Below are 19,826 nucleotides of genomic sequence, written 5' to 3' on the forward strand. Positions count from 1 at the left end.
GGGCTCAGATCCTCGTGGTCAGCAGCTTGAAGCTGGCGAAGGCGAAAAAGCCGGCCAGCGCGCCTTCGACCCAGCGGCGCCCGGACAGGTAGGCGCGGCGCATGGGCGGGGCGGCGAAAACGAGGCCCCAGGCGGCGTGGCCGAGAAACGAATTCAGGAAGGCGCCCGCGACGAAGATCAGGATGACGGGCCAGGGCGCACCAGCGAGGCCGCCCAGGCTGGCGATGGCGATCCAGAACAGGATCGCCTTGGGGTTGGAGACCTGCAACAGGAAGCCCCGGCGCGCCAGCCGGGTGGCGGTGGCGCGGGTGGCCACGGGGGCGGGCAGGGGCGGCAGGGTCACCGCGCGCCGGACCGCGCCCCAAGCGAGCCAGGCCAGATAGGCCGCGCCGACCAGTTTCAGCATCACCATCGCCTCGGCCAGCTGGGCGAAGATCACGGTCAGCCCGAGCACCGTGGCGACCGACAGCACCAGCGAGGCGGACGCGATCCCGGCGCAGGTCAGCAGGGCCGCGCGTGCCCCTTGCGCCGTGCCGACGCCCAGCAGCAGGGCCACCGACGGGCCCGGCGACATCACGCCGACCAGTTGCACGCCCCAGGCGGCCAGCAGGGCGGGCAGATACTCGGCCATCATTCCGCGGGCTCCGACCGGCGGGCGGTCTTGCGGCGGTGCGCGGCGAGGAAGGCCTTTTCGATGGGCATCCGGACCATGTTGTCCAGCGCCCCGGTGAACAGGATCACCAGCGCCTGGATCACCACGATCAGCTCGCGCGGGATGTTGGTCCACAGCGCCAGTTCCGCCCCGCCCTGGTAGAGAAAGCCGAAGAGGATCGCCGCCAGCAGCACGCCCACCGGGTGCGAGCGGCCCATGAGCGCCACGGCGATGCCGATGAAGCCCGCGCCTTCGACCGCGTTCAGGACCAGCCGCTCGGCCTCGCCCATGACGTTGTTGATCGCCATCATCCCCGCCAGCCCGCCGGAGATCAGCATCGCCACCATGATGATCTTGGTGGGCGAGATCCCGGCATAAACCGCCGCCGTCTCGGAGTTGCCATAGGCGCGGATCTCGTAGCCGAGCTTGGTCCGCCAGATCAGCAACCAGAACAGGTAACACGCCACCAGCGCCACCAGCAGGCTGATATTGACCGGCGCGGCGCGGGAGAATTCGATGCCCAGCGGGGCCAACAGGTCGTGGAGCGTGGGCAGATGCGTGGCCTCGGGGAATTTCGCGGTGGAGGGGTCCATGCTGCCTTGCGGGCGCAGCTGGTTGACCAGCAGGTAGTTCAGCACCGCCGCGCCGATGAAGTTGAACATGATCGTGGTGATCACGATATGGCTGCCGCGCTTGGCTTGCAGGTAGGCCGGGATCGCCGCCCAGGCCGCGCCGAACACCGCGCCGCCGATCACCGCCGCGGGCAGCGCCATGGCCCAGTGCGGCCAGGGGATATAGAGGCAGATCAGCGCCACGCCGAGCCCGCCGAGCATCGCCTGCCCCTCGCCGCCGATGTTGAACATCCGCGCGTGGAAGGCGACGGCGACCGCGAGGCCGGTGAAGATGAAATTCGTCGCGTAATAAAGGGTATAGCCCCAGCCATAGGTCGAGCCGAGCGCGCCGGTGACCATGAGTTTCAGGGCCTCCCACGGGTTCTCGCCAATGGCCACTATCACGAGGCCGGAGATGACGAAGGCGATCAGGACGCTGAGCAGTGGCACCAGCAGCGCGTCGGCCCATTTCGGCATCCGCTCCATCAGCTGTGCTCCGCGGCGGCGGCGAGGTTTTCCTCGACCACCTGGATCAGGGGTTTGTCGGTGGGCGGTTCGGTGATCCCGGCCATGAGCAGGCCCAGCTCCTTCTCGTTGGTCTCGGCGGCGGGGCGTTCGCCCATGATGCGCCCGTCGAACATCACCGCGACCCGGTCCGAGAGCGACAGGATTTCCTCCAGCTCCACCGAGACCAGCAGGATCGCCTTGCCCGCGTCGCGCAGGGCGATGATCTGCTGATGGATGAATTCGATCGCGCCGATATCGACGCCGCGGGTGGGCTGGCCGACCAGCAGAAGCTCGGGGTTACGCTCGATCTCGCGGGCCAGCACGATCTTCTGCTGGTTGCCGCCGGAGAAATTCTTGGCCGCCAGCCAGCAATCGGCCGGGCGCACGTCGAAGCGGGCGATCTTGCCCTCGGCATCGGCGCGTACGGCGCGGTTGTCCATCAGGAGGCCGCGATTGTAGGCCGGGTCGTCATGGTAGCCGAAGGCGACGTTTTCCCAGGCGTGGTAGTCCATGATCAGGCCCTCGGCCTGCCGGTCCTCGGGCACATGGGCGATGCCACGCGCGCGCCGGGTCTTGCCGTTGGAATGCTTGCCGGTCAGGTCGATCTGCTGGCCGCTGACGGTGACGCGGCCCGTGGCCGGGCGCATGCCACCCAGCACCTCGAGCAGTTCGGACTGCCCGTTGCCGGCGACCCCGGCGATGCCCAGCACCTCGCCCGCGCGGACCTGCAGCGAGATACCCTTGACCCGTTCGACGCCCTGGTCGTCCACCACGCGCAGGTCGTCCACGGTCAGGATCGGGGCGCCGGGTTGGGCGGGGGTCTTGTCGACGCGCAAGAGCACCTTGCGTCCCACCATCAGCTCGGCGAGTTGTTCGGGGCTGGTCTCGGCGGTCTTGACGGTGGCGGTCATCTCGCCGCGGCGCATGACCGAGACCGTGTCGGTGGTTTCCATGATCTCGCGCAGCTTGTGGGTGATCAGGATGATGGTCTTGCCCTCGGCCTTCAGCCCTTCGAGGATGCGAAAGAGGTGGTCGGCCTCGGCCGGGGTCAGCACGCCCGTGGGTTCGTCCAGGATCAGGATGTCGGCCTTGCGGTAGAGCGCTTTGAGGATTTCCACCCGCTGCTGGTGCCCGACGCTGAGATCCTCGATCAGGGCGTCGGGGTCCACGTTCAACTCGTATTCTTCGGACAGCTCGCGCAGCAGCTTGCGCGCCTTGGCGAGCGAGGGGCGCAGCAGCGCGCCTTCCTCGGCGCCGAGCACGACGTTTTCCAGCACGGTGAAGTTTTCCACCAGCTTGAAATGCTGGAACACCATGCCGATGCCCGCGCGGATCGCGGCCTGGCTGTCGGGGATTTCTGTCTTCTGGCCCTTGATGAAGATCTCGCCCGCGTCGGCCTTGTAGAAGCCATACAGGATGCTCATCAGCGTGGATTTGCCTGCGCCGTTCTCGCCGATGATGCCGTGGATGGTGCCGGGCATGACCCGGATCGAGATGTCCTTGTTGGCCTGCACCGGTCCGAAGGCCTTGGAGATCCCGCGCAGCTCGATCGCAGGTGCTTGCGTGTCGGACATGGAGCCCACCCCGTTGGTCAGTCCTGCGCGCGGGGGGTGTCCCGCGCGCATGTTTCTTGTGTCGGATCGGTGGCTTACATCACCGGGCAGGTGTTGTCGGACATGTAGTCATGCACGGTGATCTCGCCTGCGATGATCTTGGCCTTGGCCTCTTCCACGGCGGCCTGCATCTCGTCGGTGACCAGCTCGGCGTTGAACTCGTCGAGCGCATAGCCCACGCCGTCTTCGGCGAGACCCAGGACACGGATGCCGGTCTCGAAGCCCGGGCCGTCGGACATGGCGGCGAAGACCGCGTTGTCGACGCGCTTCATCATCGAGGTCAGAACCTCGCCCGGGTGCAGGTAGTTCTGGTTGCTGTCCACGCCGATCGACAGGATGTCCTCGTCGGCCGCGGTCTGCAGCACGCCGACGCCGGTGCCACCGGCGGCCGCATAGACCACGTCGGCGCCCTGGCTGATCTGGGCGCGGGTCAGCTCACCGCCCTTGACCGGGTCGTTCCAGGCCGCGGGCGTGGTGCCGGTCATGTTCTGGATCACGGTGGCGTCGGGGTTGGCGGCCTTCACGCCCTGGGCGTAGCCGCAGGCGAACTTGCGGATCAGCGGGATGTCCATGCCGCCGATGAAGCCGACGGTGCCGGTCTCGGACGCCATGGCGGCCATCATGCCCACCAGGTAGCTGCCCTCGTGTTCGTTGAACACGACCGAGCGCACGTTGGGCTGGTCCACGACCATGTCGATGATCGCGAAGCTGGTTTCGGGGTAGTCGGGGGCAACCTCGCCCAGCACGTTGCCGAAGGCGAAGCCGGTCATCACGATCGGGTTGTTGCCGGCCTCGGCGAAGCGGCGCAGGGCCTGCTCGCGCTGGGCCTCGGAGGTCAGCTCGATCTCGCGGTAGGTGCCGCCGGTCTCCTGAACCCAGCGCTGGGCGCCGTTGAAGGCGGCCTCGTTGAAGGATTTGTCGAACTTGCCGCCGAGGTCGAAGATCAGGGCGGGTTCGGCCAGCGCGGCTCCGGTCGAGAGCGCCAGTGCGCCGGTCGCGCCGAGCAGTTTCTGCAGGATGGTCATGTGGTAACTCCCAGTTGATGTCAGGCTGCGGGTGCCTCTTGATACGGGTCACCCTGCGAGCACAGGCAGATCGAGTGATCCCGCCAAGTAAGGCGGCGCGTCCCGGCAGGGTCAACAGGATTCTGGACCAGATTGCGGGATTTGGGGGCGATTGCCCGTGCCTTGGGCGCGTGACCCGGCGTCAGCTGTCGTGCAGGGGGCAGCGCAGCACGAGCGCGTCCTGCCGCGCCCCGTCCGGGCCGCGGTAATAGCCCTTGCGGCGGCCTGCCTGGGCATAGCCGAGCCGGGCATAGAGGGCGCGCGCGGCGGTGTTGTCCGCGGCCACTTCGAGGAAGGCCTCCTGCGCGCCCCGGGCCCGGGCGGTGGCGTGGAACCGGGCCATGAGCGCGCACGCGATGCCTTGCCTGCGGGCGGCGGGGGCGACGGCGAGGGTCAGAAGCTCCGCCTCCGGGCCGGCGACCTGGGCCAGGGCGAAGCCATGGGGGGCGGTGATGGTGAAACTGCCCGGGCGCGCGAGGGTTTCGGTGATCTCCGCCTCGCTCCAGGGGCGCGGGGTGGTGAAACAGGCCGCGTGGAGCGTGGCCATCTGCGCCGGGGTCATCGCGGGCGCAACAGGGCCGGGGCCGGTTTGGCCGGGGCAGCGTCGGCGGGTCGGATATAGAGCGGGATGGGCGGCGGCAGGGCGGGCTGCGCCCGGGCGGCGGCGATGCGCGCGATGGCCTCGGCCTGCGGTGTGGCAGGTGTGCCGGAGGTGCCGCCGGTGCGCAGGGCAAGGGCCGCGGCGGCCGGGCCGAGGCAGAGCGGCGGTGCGGGCAGGTCCGGCAGGGCCAGGGTGGCGGGATCGCCCATATCCGGCGGGGCCAGCGGCTGGCCCATCGCGTCGAAGGCCTGGACATAGGCGGCATCCCGGCGGGCATCGAGGCTGGCCAGGGCCGCGCGGCCCGTGCCGTAGACCTGCGCCTCCAGCCCCGAGACGCCCATGGCGGGAATGCCCCGGGCAAGGGCGATGCCGCGCGCGGCGGCGACGGAGATGCGGATGCCTGTGAAGTTGCCTGGGCCGATCCCGACGCCGAGGGCCGCGAGGTCGCGCCAGCCGATCCCGGCCTCGGCCAGCAGCTCTTCGAGCAGGGGGAGCAGGCGTTCGGCCTGGCCCTTGGCCATGGGCTCGTGCCGGATCGCGACAATGCGGTCGCCGCACAGCAAAGCAGCCGCGCAATGCGCGGCCGCTGTATCGAAGGCCAGAACAGGGTCCAAGGGGTCAGGCCGCGACGGGGCGGACCTCCAGCACCTCGGGGATGTAGTGGCGCAGCAGGTTCTCGATCCCCATCTTGAGCGTCAGGGTCGAGGACGGGCAGCCCGCACAGGCGCCCTGCATGTGCAGATAGACGATGCCGCGATCGAAGCCGTGGAAGGTGATGTCGCCGCCATCCTGGGCCACGGCGGGACGCACGCGGGTGTCAAGCAGTTCCTTGATCTGTCCGACGATCTCGGAATCCGGGCCGTCATGGGCGGCATGGCCCGCGGGTGCGCTGGCCTCGCCGGTCATCACCGCGTCGCCGGACTGGTAATGTTCCATCACCGCGCCGAGCACGGCGGGTTTGATGTGGTCCCATTCGACGCCCTCGTCCTTTGTCACTGTGACGAAGTCGGTGCCGAAGAACACGGCCGTCACGCCATTGACCGCGAAGATGCGGCCGGCGAGCGGCGAGGATCCGGCGGCCTCGGCGGATGGGAAGTCGGCCGTGCCCGTTTCCAGCACGGTCTGCCCGGGCAGGAACTTGAGCGTGGCGGGGTTCGGTGTCGACTCGGTCTGAATGAACATGGGGTGCCTCCGTGCAGCTATACCCTATATGCGCTGCCCGGGGCGTTCGGTCAAGAACTTGGAACGATTCTAAACTGTCCCGTGAAAGGTCAGCACACCGCCTCCAGCTGGTCCTTGCTCAGCTCGCCCGGCACGATGGTCAGGGGCACGGGCAGGGTGCCTGCGGATTTCACCAGGGCCGAGACCAGCGGGCCGGGCCCCTTGCGCCCGCTCCCGGCGCCGAGCACCAGCACGCCGACCTCCGGGTCGTCGGTGATCTGGGCGAGGATCTCGTCCACCGGCTCGCCCTCGCGGATCACCAGTTCGGGGTCGACATTCTGCTTGTCGCGCATCCATTTCGCGAAGACCTCGAAATGGGCGGTGATGCGCTCGCGGCTTTCCTCGCGCATGACCTCGCCCACGCCGATCCAGTGGTTGAATTCATCGGGCGGGATCACCGACAGGATCTGCACGCCGCCGCCGGTATTGGCCGCGCGCATGGCGGCAAAGCGCATGGCATTCAGGCATTCGCGGCTGTCATCGAGCACGACGAGAAACTTGCGCATCGGGGCCTCCTGTCCGGCGGCGATCATGGCGAATGGGGGCGGGCTTGGCAACGGGCTTGGGGGCGGGCTGGGCGCGCGGTCAGTTCGCGTGCGCCCAGTCCCAGTAAAGCGCCCGCGCGCGGCGGGTCAGCGGGCCGATCTGGTACTGCCGGTCGTCGAAGGCGGTCACAGGGGTGACCTTCATCATGTTGCCCGACAGGAAAACCTCGTCGGCCTCGGCCACGTCCTCGAAGCTCAGCACGGTCTCGCGCACTTCGACCCCGTCGGCGCGCAGGTTGGCGATGTGGCGGGCCCGGGTGATCCCGGCCAGAAACGTGCCGTTGGGGATGGGGGTGAGGACCACCCCGTCGCGCACGATGAACAGGTTGGAGGTCGCACTTTCGGCGACATTGCCCATGGCATCGGCCACCAGGGCGTTGCCGAAGCCCTTGGCGCGGGCCTCGGCCAGCATCCGCGCGTTGTTGGGATAGAGGCAGCCGGCCTTGGCGTTGGTCAGGTTGTCCTCCAGCACCGGGCGGCGGAACCGGGTGCGGGTCAGGGTGGTGGCGGTGTCGGGCGGGGCCATGGGGATCTCTTCGAGGCAGAGGGCAAAGCCCGTGGCGTTTTCGCGGGGCACGATCGCCAGGTGCCCGCCATCGAGCGCCCAATACATCGGCCGGATATAGACCGCCGCCTCGGGCGGGTAGGATTTCACCCCCTCCAGCGCGATCTCGACCATCTCCTCGGTGGTGACCGTCGGCGTGATCATCAGCGCCTCGGCGGAGGCGTTCACCCGCGCGCAATGGGCGGCGAGATCCGGGGCGACCCCGTCGACCCAGCGGGCGCCGTCGAACACGGTCGAGCCCAGCCAGGAGCCGTGATCGGCCGCGCGCATGATCGGCACGTCGCCGTCGTGCCAGCGGCCTTCGAAATATGTGCGGATATTGGTCCCGGTTGCCATGGCGCTCCCTCCCGTCGGGCACGCTAGTGGCGCCGCGGGGCAAGGTCCATCGATTTTCGGGGGGATTGGGGGGGTATGGCGCGAGGCGATCCCTGTGACCGCCTCGCGTGTACTCGTCAGTCGGACCTCAGCCTGCGGCGAAGCCCAGTTGGTAATCCATCGTTCCAGGTCCTGCGGGCGTTTTCGTCGCCCCGTTGGCAGGACCCTTCTTGTCCGACGCGGTCGTCGGCTGAGACCGCACAGATTGCGGTGATGCGTTCACATACGCCATGGTACCTCCATGTCAGTTGGGAGGCCGATACCTAGCGGATGCGCGGATGTTTGCCAACCCCCTCGTGCATGACGGATATGCGGACCAGGCAGGGTTTCACGGCGGATGCGGGGGATGGCCTTGTGGGGTGGGGCCAGCAATCCAGGGTTTTCAAGGAGATGGGCAGGCCCCCCTGCGCCCCGCGCATGCATGCGAGGGGAGGCTGAGCACGCCGCATGACACGCCTTTTATCCGGTCAGCTGCGGACCATGCCCACGATGTCGTAGGTCTTTTGCAGGATCGGGGTGGCGATCTCGCGAGCCTGGGCCGCGCCCTTGCCCAGCAGCCGGTCGATCTCGGCCGGGTCGTCCATCAGCCGGGCCATCTCGGAGGAGATCGGGGCGAGCTTTTCCACGGCGAGGTCCACCAGCGCGGGCTTGAACGCGCCGAATTGCGCGCCGGCATGGGCGGCGATAACCGCCTCGACGCTCTGGTCCGACAGGGCGGCGTAGATGTTCACAAGGTTGCGCGCCTCGGGCCGGTCCTTCAGCCCCTCGACGGTCTCGGGCAGGGGTTCGGGGTCGGTCTTGGCCTTGCGGATCTTCTTGGCGATGGCGTCGGCATCGTCGGTCATGTTGATCCGGCTCATGTCCGAAGGGTCGGATTTCGACATCTTCTTGGACCCGTCGCGCAAGCTCATCACGCGGGTCGCGGCCCCCTCGATCACCGGCTCGGTCATCGGGAAGAAGTCGACGCCGTAGTCGTGGTTGAACTTGGCCGCGATGTCGCGGGTCAGCTCGATATGCTGTTTCTGGTCCTCGCCCACGGGCACATGGGTGGCGTGGTAGACCAGGATGTCGGCGGCCATCAGCGCCGGGTAGCCGAAGAGGCCCAGGGACGCGTTCTCGGCGTTCTTGCCCGCCTTGTCCTTCCACTGTGTCATCCGGCCCATCCAGCCCATGCGCGCCACGCAGTTGAAGATCCAGCCGAGCTGCGCGTGCTCCGGCACCTGGGACTGGTTGAACAGGATCGAGCGCGCGGGGTCGATCCCGGCGGCGAGGTAGCCCGCGGCCAGCTCGCGGGTGTTGCGGGTCAGGGCGGCGGGGTCCTGCCAGACGGTGATCGCGTGCAGGTCCACCATGCAATAGAGGGTCTGGATGCCGCTGTCCTGCATGTCGACGAAGCGTTTGATCGCGCCGAGATAGTTGCCCAGGGTCAGCCCGCCCGAGGGCTGGATGCCGGAAAAGACCCGGGGGGTGAAGCTGCTGGCAGGCTCGGTCATGGCGGTCCCTCTTGATCTGGCAGGCGCGGCGCGGGCTGGACGCGCCCCGGTGCGTCGCTTACCCATGGCCCAAGCTGTCGTCAACCAGAGGGCCTGTCCATGACCCCCGAGCCGCAATCGCCCTTCAACCCGCTGCCGCCGCTGGTGGTGGCGCTCGCGGTCGTGATCCTGGGGATCGAGGCTCTGTTCTCTTTGGGCGCGCGCGGCATCCTCGGCGGCCCGGAGGCGGTGGGCTGGCGGATCGCGGCGATCCGGGATTTCGGCTTCGTCGACCAGGTGTTCGACTGGATGCTGGCCAACGGGCGCTTCCCGCCAGAGCAGTTGGCGCGGGTCGTGACCTATCCGCTGATCCACGCGAGCTTCACCCATGCGGTCTTCGTGGTGATCTTCGTGCTGGCCATGGGCAAGATGGTGTCCGAGGTGTTCGGGGGGCTTGCGTTCCTGACGATCTTCTGGGTTTCGGCGGTGGTGGGCGCGCTGGTCTACGGGCTGTTTCTGAACGAGGATCTGCCGCTGATCGGGGGGTATCCGGGGGTCTATGGGCTGATCGGGGCCTATACCTTCCTGCTGTGGGTGTCGCTGATCGCCACGGGCGGGCAGCAATATCGGGCCTTCACGCTGATCGGGATGCTTCTGGGCATCCAGCTGTTCTTCGCGATCTTCTTCGAGGTGGGGATGGATTGGGTCGCGGACCTGTCGGGTTTCGTGGCGGGGTTCGGGCTGTGTTTCCTGATCGCGCCGGGGGGGTGGGGCCGGGTGATGGCCAAGCTGCGCGGGCGTTAGGCCGGGGCGTCTTGCTTTCGGGCTGCTCGTCGCGCGCTTGCGCGCGCTCCTCGCTATGGTAACGCGCTTGCGCGCGCTCCTCGCTATGGTGACGCGCTTGCCGCGCTCCTCGCTGTCGTGGCGCCGCGCGATGCGGTTTGGCGGGGGCCCCGGGCCTTCGACGGGTCAGGGCCTGCGGCGCAGGGCGCGCTTGATCTCGGCCAGCCGGAAGGCGCCCAGCAGATGCCCGGCCGCGCCATAGCTGACGATCCCGAGAGCCACGAGGGCGGCCAGCGCGCCGTAGCGCAGGGTGGGCGTGCGCAAAGCCTCCGACAGCAGCTCTTGCGCGCCCAGCAGGACCGCGCCCATGGCCAGGGCCGCCAGAACGATCCGTCCGATCCGCGCCTTGAACCGGGCGTCGAAGGCCGCGGCCTCCCCCAGGGGGCGGGAGCCGCGCCAGAGCAGCCAGACCATCGCCCAGCCCGCTAGGGACGCCCCGAGGGCGGCGGCGATATAGCCGATCACCGGGGCCAGTCCGATCGCGATGCCGGCATTTACGACCATCGCCCAGAGTGCATAGCGCAGGGGGCTGCGGGTGTCCTCGCGGGCGAAAAACAGCGGCTGGAACACCTTTTGCAGCACGAAGGCGGGCAGGCCGACCCCGTAGACCGCTACGGCTAGCGCGGTCGCGGCGCTGTCCTCGGCGGTGAAGCGCCCGCGTTCGAACAGGACCGAGACCAACGCCTCGGGGATGCAGAGCAGCGCCACGGCGGCGGGCACCGTCAGGGCGAGGCAGATCTCGCCCGCGCGGTTGAACGCGTCCTGCCCGCCCGCGGTATCGCCGGCCTGGAGCCTGCGCGACAGGTCCGGCAGCAGGACGATCCCGATGGCGATACCCACGACCCCCAGCGGCAGCTGGTAGAGCCGGTCGGCATAGTTCAGCCAGGCGATGGCCCCGTCGAAGAAGCTCGCCACCTGGCGGCCCACCAGCAGGTTGACCTGCACCACGCCGCCCGCGAGGGCGGCGGGGGCGGCGATGATGGCGAGCCGTTTCAGTTCCGGCGTCATGCGCGGGCGGCGCGGGCGCAGCGGGAAGCCCGCCTTCGCCGCCGCGCGCCACAGAAGCCAGAGCTGCGCGATCCCGGCCAGCACGACGCCGATGGCCAGCAGGGTGCCGTGGTGCAGCCCGGCGATCTCGGCACCGTCCGGGGCGTCGAGGGTCAACGCCTCGGCCAGCCAGCCGGTCTGGGCCAGCAAGAGCGCGCCGATCAGGATCACGTTGAGCAGGATGGGCGCTGCGGCGGCCGCCGCGAAGCGCCCGGTGGCGTTCAGCACCCCCGACAGCAGCGCCGCGAGCGAGATGAACAGGACGTAGACGAACACGATCCGCCCGAAGCCCACGGCCAGGTCGAACCGCGCGTCCCCGACGAACCCCGACGCCATGGCCAGCACCAGCCAGGGCATCGCCGCCAGGGCGACCAGGGTGAACAGGATCAGGATCAGCCCCAGCCCCGACAGGGCGTCGCGGGCGAAGCCTTCGGGGTCGTCGCCGCTCTGGACCCGTTTGGAGAACATGGGCACGAAGGCCATGTTGAACGCGCCCTCGGCGAAGAACCGGCGGAACATGTTGGGCAGGGAGAACGCCACGAAAAACGCGTCCGCCACCGGCCCCGCGCCCAGGAGCCCCGCGATCAGGATATCGCGGACGAAGCCCAGCACCCGGCTTCCCATGGTCCACAGCCCCACGGTCATGAACCCCGCCAGCAGCCGGATCGGTTTCACGCGGCCGCTCCTTGCGTGCGGGCCCGGGTCGTCCAAGTCATGTCCGCGCGCGCTCCGCGCCGTGTTCCACTGCCTCGCGCAGGCGCTTCTCGATGGTCCTCTGCTTGGCCTCGCCATGCAGCTTCAGGCCGAACATGTCCTTGACGTAGAACGTGTCGACCACCTGCGCCCCGTAGGTCGCGATCTGGGCGGAGGCGACGTAGATATTGGCATCGGCCAGCGCCTTGGCCAGATCGAACAGCAGCCCGGGGCGGTCGCGGGTGTCGACCTCGATCAGGGTGTAGATCTCGGAGCCTTCGTTGTCGAAACTGATCGAGGTCGGGAAGCGGAACTGGGCGTCGCGTTTCTTGACCTTGTCCTTGCTGACCAGGGCCTGGCTGGTGACGACCTCGCCGCTGAGGGTCTTGTCGATCATCTTGCGCAGGCGGGGCAGGCGCGACTCGTCATAGGGTTTGCCATCGGCGTCCTGCACCCAGAAACAGGCGGTGACATAGCCGTCCTTGGTGGTGTAGGTGCGCGCATCCACCACGTTGGCCCCCACCAGGGCCAGGGCCCCCGCGAGCCGGGCGAAGATGCCCGGGTGATCGGCCATGGCGAAGGACACGCGGGTCACGTCGCGGTCCGCGTCCAGCGTCAGGTCGAGCCGGACCTGGTCATCCTCGATCCCGCGCAGCAGATGCGCCAGCGTGACATGGGCATCGCCGGGCAGGCCTTGCCAGTAGGGGCCGTAATGGCGCCCGGTCTCCAGCCGCAGGTCCTTGCGCGGCCAGTCCGACAGGGCAGCGCGCAGGGCGCGCTTGGCGTCGGTCTCCAGGGTTTCGCGGTTCAGGTCCTCGAGCCCGTTTTCCAGCGCCTCGGCGGTCATCCAGTAGAGCGACCGGATCAGCTGCGCCTTCCAGTTGTTCCAGGTCCCGGGCCCGACGCCGCGGATATCGCACACGGTCAGCACCGTCAGCAGGTCGAGCCGTTCGCGGGTGCGCACTGCCTTGGCGAAATCGCGGATGGTGCGCGGATCGGCCAGATCGCGTTTCTGCGCCATGTCGGACATCAGCAGGTGATAGCGCACCAGCCATTCCACGGTTTCGCAATCGCGCGGGTTGAAGCCCATGTGCGGCGCGACCTGGCGGGCGATCTGCGCGCCGACGACCGAATGGTCCTCGGGCCGACCCTTGCCGATGTCATGGAGCAGGAGCGCGGTATAGAGCACCTTGCGGTTCACCCCCTGCTTGAGGATGCGACTGGCCACGGGCAGGCTCTCGACCAGCTCGCCACGCTCGATCTCGGCCAGGTTCGAGATGCACTGGATGATGTGCTCGTCCACCGTGTACTGGTGGTAGACGTTGAACTGCATCATGGCGACGATCTTCTGGAACTCGGGGATCAGCGCGCCGAGCACGCCAAGCTCGTTCATCCGGCGCAGGGCACGCTCGGGGTTGCCGTGTTTCAACAGCAGGTCGAAGAAGATCCGGTTGGCCTCCTTGTTGGATCGCACGCGATTGTCGATCAGCGACAGGTTCGCCTTGATCCGCAGCATCGCGTCCGGGTGCAGCAGGTAGCCGGTGCGCAGCGCTTCCTCGAAGATGCGCAGCATGTTGATCGGGTCTCGGAAGAAGGTCTCGGGGTCGGCGATGGCCAGACGGTTCTGGCGCACTTCATAGGCCTCTTTCACCTTCTTGCGGCGGGAGCGTTTGATCATCCCGATCAGGCGGGGCTCCCGTTTGGCGTGGCTGGCCTCCAGCGCGGTCAGGAAGATGCGGGTGAGGTCGCCCACGCTGGTGGCGTGGCGGAAATAGAGCTGCATGAAATGCTCGACCCCGCGCCGCCCGTCCCGGTCGGCAAAGCCCAGCCGGTCGGCCACCTCGACCTGCATGTCGAAGGTCAGCTGGTCCGTGGCCCGGCCCGACACGATGTGCAGGTGGCACCGCACCGCCCAGAGGAAGGTTTCCGCGGTATCGAAAAGCACGCGTTCCTCGTGGGTGAAGACGCCGAGGTTCTCGAGCTCCTGGACGGTTTCGACCCCGTGGACGTATTTCGCGATCCAGTAGAGCGATTGCAGGTCGCGCAGCCCGCCCTTGCCTTCCTTGACGTTGGGCTCCAGCATGAAACGCTGCCCGCCCTGGCGGGTGTGGCGCTGCTCCCGCTCCTCCAGCTTGGCTTCGATGTAATCCTGGGAGGTGCCCTGAAAGAGCTCGGACTTCAGCCGTTTGCGCAGCTTGGCCGCGAGCTCCGCGTCGCCATAGAGCAGCCGGTTTTCCAGCAGGGCGGTGCGGATCGTGTAGTCGTCGCGCGCCAGCCGCAGGCAGTCGCGCACCGTGCGCGAGGCATGGCCGACCTTCAGCTTGAGATCCCACAGCATGTAGAGGGTGGTCTCGATCACGCTCTCGGCCCAGGGCGTGATCTTGTAGGGAGTCAGGAACAGCAGATCGACATCGGAATGAAGCGCCATCTCGCCCCGCCCGTAGCCGCCCACGGCCAGCACGCTGAGCCGTTCGCCATCGGTCGGGGTGGGCAGCGGGTGCAGGTGGGTCTGGGCCACGTGCAGGGCGGTCGTGACCAGCCCGTCGGTCAGGTAGGCATAGGCGCGCACGGTCTCGCGGGCACTGAACGGGGCGGCGTCGAGCCCGGCCCGGATCGTGGCAAGGCCCTGTTTGCGGGCGTCCTTGAGCAATCCGACCACCGCCTTGCGGACCGCGCTCGCGGAGGCGCCCTCCGCTTGGCTCAGCCGGTCGGCCTCGGCCCGGATCGTGGCGGTGTCGAAGATCTCTTCGGCGGGGGCGACGAGCGGCAGGTTGGCCAGGCCGATCCCACCCGCCGGCGCCGTGCTGGCCGGGGGCGGGGACAGGGCGACATCGACGGCCTGCGCGGGCACCGGGTCAGGACCCGCCTTCGAGGCCGAAGCTGCGCTGGGCGGGGGAGACGATGGTGACCGAGCGGTCGACGATCCGGGCCACGGCGAGCGCGCGCTCGTTGGTGCCGTCCGCGCGCAGGCGGAAGGTGCCGGACACGCCCGCGAACCCCGCGCCCTGGGTCAGGGCCGAGGTGGTCAGGGCCTGGCCCTGCTGCGATTTCACCAATGCGCCGATGGCCGCGATCCCGTCATAGGCCAGCCCCGCGATCGGGTGCGGCTGCGCGCCAAAGGCAGCCACGTAGCGATCCTGGAAAAGACTGGTCAGCGCCGGGTCCGGCAGGGCGAACAGCCCGCCTTGCAGTCCGGGCAGCTCCAGCGTGGCCGCGGGCTGATCCCAGCGCGTCAGGCCGACGAACTGGGTCTCGGTGGGATCGACCCCGTTCTCCAGCAGCAGTTGCGACAGCAGCGGCACGCCCCCGGTGGTGTCATCCGCCAGAACGATAGCGGTGGCCCCGCTGGCGCGCACGGCGCCGGCGATCTCGGGCACCGCGTTGATCACCCCGGTCTGGGACGGCTCGTAGCTGAACGTGCCGGCGTTCTGCGACCCGGTCGTCGCGATGGCCTGCACGACCGCGTCCCGGCCCACGGTGCCGACCTGGCTCTGCGGGTAGGCGACGAGGACCGACCGGTTGCCCAGGCTGGCCAGGTAAGACACCACCCGGCGCGCGGTATTCTCGAATGTGTTGCCCAGCACGAAGACATTGCCGCCCGCGATGGCGGTGTTGTTGGAAAAGCTCAGCACGTTGATCCCGCGGGGTGCGACCGCCACGCCGGCGGCATTCGCGGCCGCCGAAAAGACCGGCCCGAGCAGGATGCGCGCCCCGTCCGCCACGGCCTCGCGGGCGACGGTCGCCGCCTGCTCGGGGCTGCCGGCGGTGGCATAGACCTTGAGGTCGATCTCCACCCCGTCGAGGTCGGCAATCGCCAGCCGGGCCGCGTTCTCGAGAGAGCGGGCAAGATTGACCTCGCTCGCGTTCTCGGTGCCATAGGGGACGAGAAGTGCGACGGGCACGGGGGCGCGGGCATTGATCGACGGCCCGCCGCCGCCGCCGCCCACCGGCACATCGCAGGCCGCAAGCGCGACCGTGGCCGCCGCCGCCGCGACGCCGGCGCGCAGAGCCTTGCGCCTTGAGAAGAAACGATTGAACATGGCAGCCTCCGCGCGGCCTGGGTGGGGTTGGGTCACTCGCTGGCCGAACCTAGAGGCCGGGGGCGGCTATGTAAACGGCTCTGCGCGGGCTCTCAAACCGGAGGCGTTCCTTGGCTCAAACCCTGCAAGCGGGACTGCTGCTCGTCTCGACCCCGATCGGGAATGCCCGGGACATCACCCTGCGCGCGCTGGATGCCCTGCGGGAGGCGGATGTGCTGGTGGCCGAGGACACGCGCAGCTTGCGGCGGCTGATGGAGATCCACGGGGTGCCGCTCGCGGGGCGCCCGCTGCTGGCCTATCACGATCATTCCGGCCCGCCGGCGCGACAGAAGGTGCTGGCGTATCTGACCGAAGGCCAGCGTGTCGTCTATGCGTCCGAGGCCGGAACCCCGCTGATCGCCGATCCCGGCTACGACCTGGTGCGCGCGGCCCGTGAGGCGGGGGTGGCGGTGAGCGCGGCGCCGGGACCGGCAGCGGCGATCATGGCCCTGAGCCTGTCCGGCCTGCCCACGGACCGGTTCTTCTTTGCCGGTTTCCTGCCGTCCCAGGCTGGCGGGCGGCGCAAGGCGCTGCGGGCGCTTGGGGCGGTGCCCGGAACGCTGATTTTCTACGAGAGCCCCAAGCGGCTGAAAAAGAGCCTCGCGGACATGGCGGAGATTCTCGGCCCCGGTCGCGACGCCGTGGTGGCGCGGGAGTTGACCAAGCTCTTCGAGCAGGTCGCGGCGGCCCCGCTGGGCGATATGGCCGAGCGGTACGCCGAGGCCGCGACGCCCAAGGGCGAGATCGTGGTGCTGGTGGGGCCGGGCGCGGAGGGCGAAATCGGTGAAGACGACCTGACGGCGCTGCTGCAGGCGGCGCTGGCGCGGCACTCCACCAAGGATGCGGTGGCCGAGGTCTGCGCCCAGACCGGGCTGCCGCGCAAGCAGGTGTATCAAAAGGCGCTGGCGCTCTTAAACGGGTCTTAAGGTCTTGCCCCCACACTGTCGCGCATGACTATTGCCGTCCAGACCCGTGATCTGTCGCCCCTCGCGCGCGCCCGTCAGGCGCGCGGCACCCGTGCCATGCTGTCGGGCGCTGCCGCCGAGGCGCGGGTCGAACGGGCCTATCGCGACCGGGGCTGCGACGTGCTCGCCACCCGCTGGCGCGGCAGCGGCGGGGAGGTGGATCTCATCGTGCGGCGGGGTGACCTTCTGGTCTTCGTCGAGGTCAAGTCCAGTGCCAGCTATACCCGCGCCATCGAAAGCCTCAGCCTGGCGCAGCTGACCCGCATCCAGAATACCGCGCTCGAATTCCTCGACCGCAGCCCCGATCTGGCGGGGCTGGAGATGCGGTTCGACCTTGCGGTCGTGGAGGGCAGCGGGCGGTTCCGTGTGCTTGCGAACATCACCATGTGAATGCGCGATCCGCCAGGGCCATTGCACCCGACCGACAAGCGCGCCATGACAGGCAAGCCAAGTCAGAGGAGCCGCCATGAGCCTGAACGTCGCTTTCCAGATGGACCCGATCACCGAGGTCGACATTGCCGCCGACAGCTCCTTCCGGCTGGCCGAAGAGGCCCAGGCGCGCGGGCATTCGCTTTTTGTCTACGGCCCGGCGGACCTGACCTATGACCTGGGCGCGCTGAAGGCCACAGGGCACAGCTGCCGGGTGCAGCGGGTCGCGGGCCAGCCCGCCCTTCTCGGGGCGCGCGAGACGGTCGATCTGTCCACCATGGACGTGGTCTGGCTGCGCCAGGACCCGCCCTTCGACATGGGCTACATCACCACGACCCATCTGCTCGACATGGTCGGGTCCCAAACGCTGGTGGTCAATGACCCGTTCTGGGTCCGCAACGCGCCCGAGAAGCTGCTGGTGCTGCAATTTCCCGACCTCACCCCGCCCACGATGGTCGCCCGCAATCTCGACGACCTGAAGAAGTTCAAGGCCGAGTTCGGCGATGTCATCCTCAAGCCGCTCTACGGCAATGGCGGCGCGGGCGTCTTCCGGCTCACCCCCGAGGATCGCAACCTCAACTCCCTGCATGAGCTGTTCTCGGCGATCAACCGCGAGCCCCTGATCATGCAGCAGTTCCTGCCGGACGTGGCCAGGGGCGACAAGCGGATCATCCTGGTGGACGGCGCGCCCATCGGCGCCATCAACCGGGTGCCCGCGGCGGGCGAGACCCGCTCGAACATGCATGTGGGCGGGCGGCCGGAGCCCGTGGCCCTGACGGATCGCGATCGCGAGATCTGCGACCGGATCGGTCCGTTCCTGCGCGAGAAGGGCCAGGTATTTGTCGGCATCGACGTGATCGGCCCCTTCCTGACGGAGATCAACGTAACCTCGCCCACGGGCCTGCAGGAGCTGGAGCGGTTCGACGGCACCAACGGCGCGGCCCTGATCTGGGACGCGATCGAGGCCCGCCGGGCCGCCGCCTAGGCCATTTCCCGGGTGACGATCCGGTAGCTCAGCGCCTCGGCCAGGTGCGGGCGCTGGACTTGCTCCGCCCCTTCCAGATCGGCGATGGTGCGCGCCACCTTCAACACCCGGTGATAGCCGCGCGCGGTCAGCCCGAAGCGCTGGGCCGCGTCCTGCAGCAGGGTGCGCCCCTCTGCGTCCGGGGCCGCGACCTCTTCGAGCAGGGTGCCCTCCATGTCGCCATTGACCCGCATGTCGGGTGTCTCGGCGAACCGGGCGGTCTGGATCTCCCGGGCCGCGCTGACCCGGGCCGCGATGGCCGCCGAGCCTTCGGCGGGCGCGGGCTGGTCCAGGTCCGAGAAACTGACCGGCGGGATGTCCAGCCGGATGTCGAACCGGTCCAGCAGCGGCCCGGAGATCCGGCTCAGATACTCGGTCCCGCAGCCCGGGGCGCGCCCGCAGGCCTGGGCCGGGTCGAACATCATCCCGCATTTGCAGGGGTTAGCCGCCGCCACCAGCAGGAACCGGCAGGGGTAGCGCAGATGTGCGTTGGCGCGCGCCACCACCACGTCGCCGGTCTCGATGGGCTGGCGCAGGGTTTCCAGCACGTCGCGGGGGTATTCGGGAAACTCGTCCATGAACAGCACCCCGTTATGGGCCAGCGACATCTCCCCCGGCTTGGCGCCCTTGCCGCCCCCGACGATCGCCGCCTTGGAGGCGGTATGATGGGGCTCCCGGAAGGGGCGCAGCCGCGAGATCCCGCCCGCGTCGATCAACCCCGCCAGCGAGTGGATCATCGAGGTTTCCAGCGCCTCCGCCGCACTCAGCGGCGGCAGGATGCTGGGCAGGCGCTTGGCCAGCATCGACTTGCCCGAGCCCGGCGTGCCCACCATCATCAGGTGATGCCGCCCGGCGGCGGCCACCTCCAGCGCGCGCTTGGCGCGCTCCTGTCCCTTCACATCCGCCATGTCGGGCAGGTGTCCGGCGGTCTCGACCTCGCCGGGGCGGGCGGGGGCGATGGGCGCCGCGCCGGTGAAATGGCGCATCACGCTCAGCAGCGATCCCGCCGCGATCACCTGGGTGCCGCCGACCCAGGCCGCCTCCGGCCCGCAGCCCTCCGGGCAGAGCAGGCTGCGCTCGGCCTCCGCCGCTGCGAGGGCCGCGGGCAGCGCGCCCAGCACCGGCACCAGCGTGCCGTCGAGGGACAGCTCCCCCAGTGCGACGGTCTGATCGACCGCCTCGGCGGGGATGATCGACAGCGCCGCCATCAGCGCCAGCGCGATGGGCAGGTCGAAATGGGAGCCTTCCTTGGGCAGGTCCGCAGGCGACAGGTTGATCGTGATTCGCCGCGACGGCAGGGCGAGGCCGAGCGCCGACATCGCCGCGCGCACCCGTTCGCGCGCCTCCGAGACCGCCTTGTCCGGCAGGCCCACGATGGCAAAGCTGGGGATGCCCGCGGACAGGGCGCATTGCACCTCCACCGGGCGCGCCTCCACGCCCTCGAAGGCAACGGTATGGGCGCGCGTGGTCATGGGGGCCTCCGGGCTTCAGGTTCCGTTAACCATGCCCCGCAAATCCTT

18 protein-coding genes are annotated in these 19,826 nt (G+C 68.9%); 4 read left to right on the forward strand and 14 right to left on the reverse strand.

Annotation, left to right across the window (positions count from 1 at the left end):
- Window positions 1–4 precede the first annotated feature (4 nt).
- The 10 genes from PVW48_RS09505 to trpS all read right to left on the reverse strand — a co-directional run bounded on the left by PVW48_RS09505 (window position 5) and on the right by trpS (window position 9,247).
- Window positions 5–634, reverse strand: a complete 630-nt coding sequence (locus tag PVW48_RS09505) for a LysE family translocator (protein ID WP_274581159.1) — start codon at window positions 632–634, stop codon at window positions 5–7.
- A complete protein-coding gene (locus PVW48_RS09510; protein WP_274581160.1) occupies window positions 631–1,749 on the reverse strand; it encodes an ABC transporter permease in 1,119 nt (372 codons plus the stop codon). The genes PVW48_RS09505 and PVW48_RS09510 overlap by 4 nt, the downstream gene beginning before the upstream one ends.
- A complete protein-coding gene (locus PVW48_RS09515; RefSeq protein ID WP_274581161.1) occupies window positions 1,749–3,344 on the reverse strand; it encodes an ABC transporter ATP-binding protein in 1,596 nt (531 codons plus the stop codon). Before PVW48_RS09515 ends, PVW48_RS09510 begins: the two co-directional genes overlap by 1 nt.
- Window positions 3,345–3,418: 74 nt before the next feature.
- Window positions 3,419–4,408, reverse strand: a complete 990-nt coding sequence (locus tag PVW48_RS09520; RefSeq protein ID WP_274581162.1) for a BMP family lipoprotein — start codon at window positions 4,406–4,408, stop codon at window positions 3,419–3,421.
- A gap of 181 nt (window positions 4,409–4,589) precedes the next feature.
- Window positions 4,590–5,009, reverse strand: coding sequence for a ribosomal protein S18-alanine N-acetyltransferase (gene rimI / locus PVW48_RS09525; protein ID WP_274581163.1), 420 nt, complete (start codon window positions 5,007–5,009; stop codon window positions 4,590–4,592).
- On the reverse strand, window positions 5,006–5,662 hold the full coding sequence (gene tsaB / locus PVW48_RS09530; protein ID WP_012179501.1) for a tRNA (adenosine(37)-N6)-threonylcarbamoyltransferase complex dimerization subunit type 1 TsaB: 657 nt from the start codon (window positions 5,660–5,662) through the stop codon (window positions 5,006–5,008). The genes rimI and tsaB overlap by 4 nt, the downstream gene beginning before the upstream one ends.
- A 4-nt stretch (window positions 5,663–5,666) precedes the next feature.
- Complete coding sequence (locus PVW48_RS09535; RefSeq protein WP_012179500.1) at window positions 5,667–6,230, reverse strand: NifU family protein; 564 nt, start codon at window positions 6,228–6,230, stop codon at window positions 5,667–5,669.
- An 89-nt stretch (window positions 6,231–6,319) separates the two neighbouring features.
- A complete protein-coding gene (locus PVW48_RS09540) occupies window positions 6,320–6,775 on the reverse strand; it encodes a universal stress protein (RefSeq protein ID WP_012179499.1) in 456 nt (151 codons plus the stop codon).
- Between the two features lie 79 nt (window positions 6,776–6,854).
- Window positions 6,855–7,715, reverse strand: a complete 861-nt coding sequence (locus PVW48_RS09545) for a branched-chain amino acid aminotransferase (RefSeq protein WP_274581164.1) — start codon at window positions 7,713–7,715, stop codon at window positions 6,855–6,857.
- Window positions 7,716–8,221: 506 nt separating this feature from the next.
- Window positions 8,222–9,247: a tryptophan--tRNA ligase gene (gene trpS / locus PVW48_RS09550; protein WP_274581165.1), complete on the reverse strand. Its 1,026-nt coding sequence runs from the start codon at window positions 9,245–9,247 to the stop codon at window positions 8,222–8,224.
- A 99-nt stretch (window positions 9,248–9,346) separates the two neighbouring features.
- Between trpS and PVW48_RS09555 the strand changes: the two genes are divergently transcribed.
- Window positions 9,347–10,030: a rhomboid family intramembrane serine protease gene (locus tag PVW48_RS09555; protein ID WP_012179496.1), complete on the forward strand. Its 684-nt coding sequence runs from the start codon at window positions 9,347–9,349 to the stop codon at window positions 10,028–10,030.
- Between the two features lie 165 nt (window positions 10,031–10,195).
- On the opposite strand, the gene murJ is transcribed toward PVW48_RS09555, so the two are convergent.
- Genes murJ through PVW48_RS09570 form a run of 3 tightly spaced genes read right to left on the reverse strand, consistent with a single transcriptional unit; the run spans window position 10,196 to window position 15,849 of the window.
- The gene (gene murJ / locus PVW48_RS09560) at window positions 10,196–11,791 is read right to left on the reverse strand and encodes a murein biosynthesis integral membrane protein MurJ (protein ID WP_274581166.1); all 1,596 of its coding nucleotides are present in this window, start codon (window positions 11,789–11,791) and stop codon (window positions 10,196–10,198) included.
- A gap of 37 nt (window positions 11,792–11,828) precedes the next feature.
- Window positions 11,829–14,660 (reverse strand): [protein-PII] uridylyltransferase, encoded by a 2,832-nt coding sequence (locus tag PVW48_RS09565; protein ID WP_274581167.1) that lies wholly within the window; start codon window positions 14,658–14,660, stop codon window positions 11,829–11,831.
- A 4-nt stretch (window positions 14,661–14,664) separates the two neighbouring features.
- The gene (locus PVW48_RS09570; RefSeq protein WP_012179493.1) at window positions 14,665–15,849 is read right to left on the reverse strand and encodes a penicillin-binding protein activator; all 1,185 of its coding nucleotides are present in this window, start codon (window positions 15,847–15,849) and stop codon (window positions 14,665–14,667) included.
- 110 nt (window positions 15,850–15,959) lie between these two features.
- Here PVW48_RS09570 and rsmI point away from each other — a divergent pair, with 110 nt between their 5' ends.
- The 3 genes from rsmI to gshB all read left to right on the forward strand — a co-directional run bounded on the left by rsmI (window position 15,960) and on the right by gshB (window position 18,267).
- Entirely contained in the window at window positions 15,960–16,814 is an 855-nt protein-coding gene (rsmI, locus tag PVW48_RS09575; RefSeq protein ID WP_274581168.1) for a 16S rRNA (cytidine(1402)-2'-O)-methyltransferase, read from the forward strand.
- A gap of 24 nt (window positions 16,815–16,838) precedes the next feature.
- Window positions 16,839–17,243 (forward strand): YraN family protein, encoded by a 405-nt coding sequence (locus PVW48_RS09580; protein ID WP_012179491.1) that lies wholly within the window; start codon window positions 16,839–16,841, stop codon window positions 17,241–17,243.
- A gap of 76 nt (window positions 17,244–17,319) precedes the next feature.
- A complete protein-coding gene (gshB, locus tag PVW48_RS09585; protein WP_274581169.1) occupies window positions 17,320–18,267 on the forward strand; it encodes a glutathione synthase in 948 nt (315 codons plus the stop codon).
- Here gshB and PVW48_RS09590 read toward each other — a convergent pair.
- Window positions 18,264–19,778, reverse strand: coding sequence for a YifB family Mg chelatase-like AAA ATPase (locus PVW48_RS09590; protein WP_274581170.1), 1,515 nt, complete (start codon window positions 19,776–19,778; stop codon window positions 18,264–18,266). The genes gshB and PVW48_RS09590 overlap by 4 nt on opposite strands.
- Between the last annotated feature and the right edge of the window lie 48 nt (window positions 19,779–19,826).

The sequence above is a fragment of the Dinoroseobacter sp. PD6 genome (genome assembly GCF_028807315.1).
In the GTDB taxonomy this organism is placed as follows: Bacteria; Pseudomonadota; Alphaproteobacteria; order Rhodobacterales; family Rhodobacteraceae; genus Dinoroseobacter; species Dinoroseobacter shibae.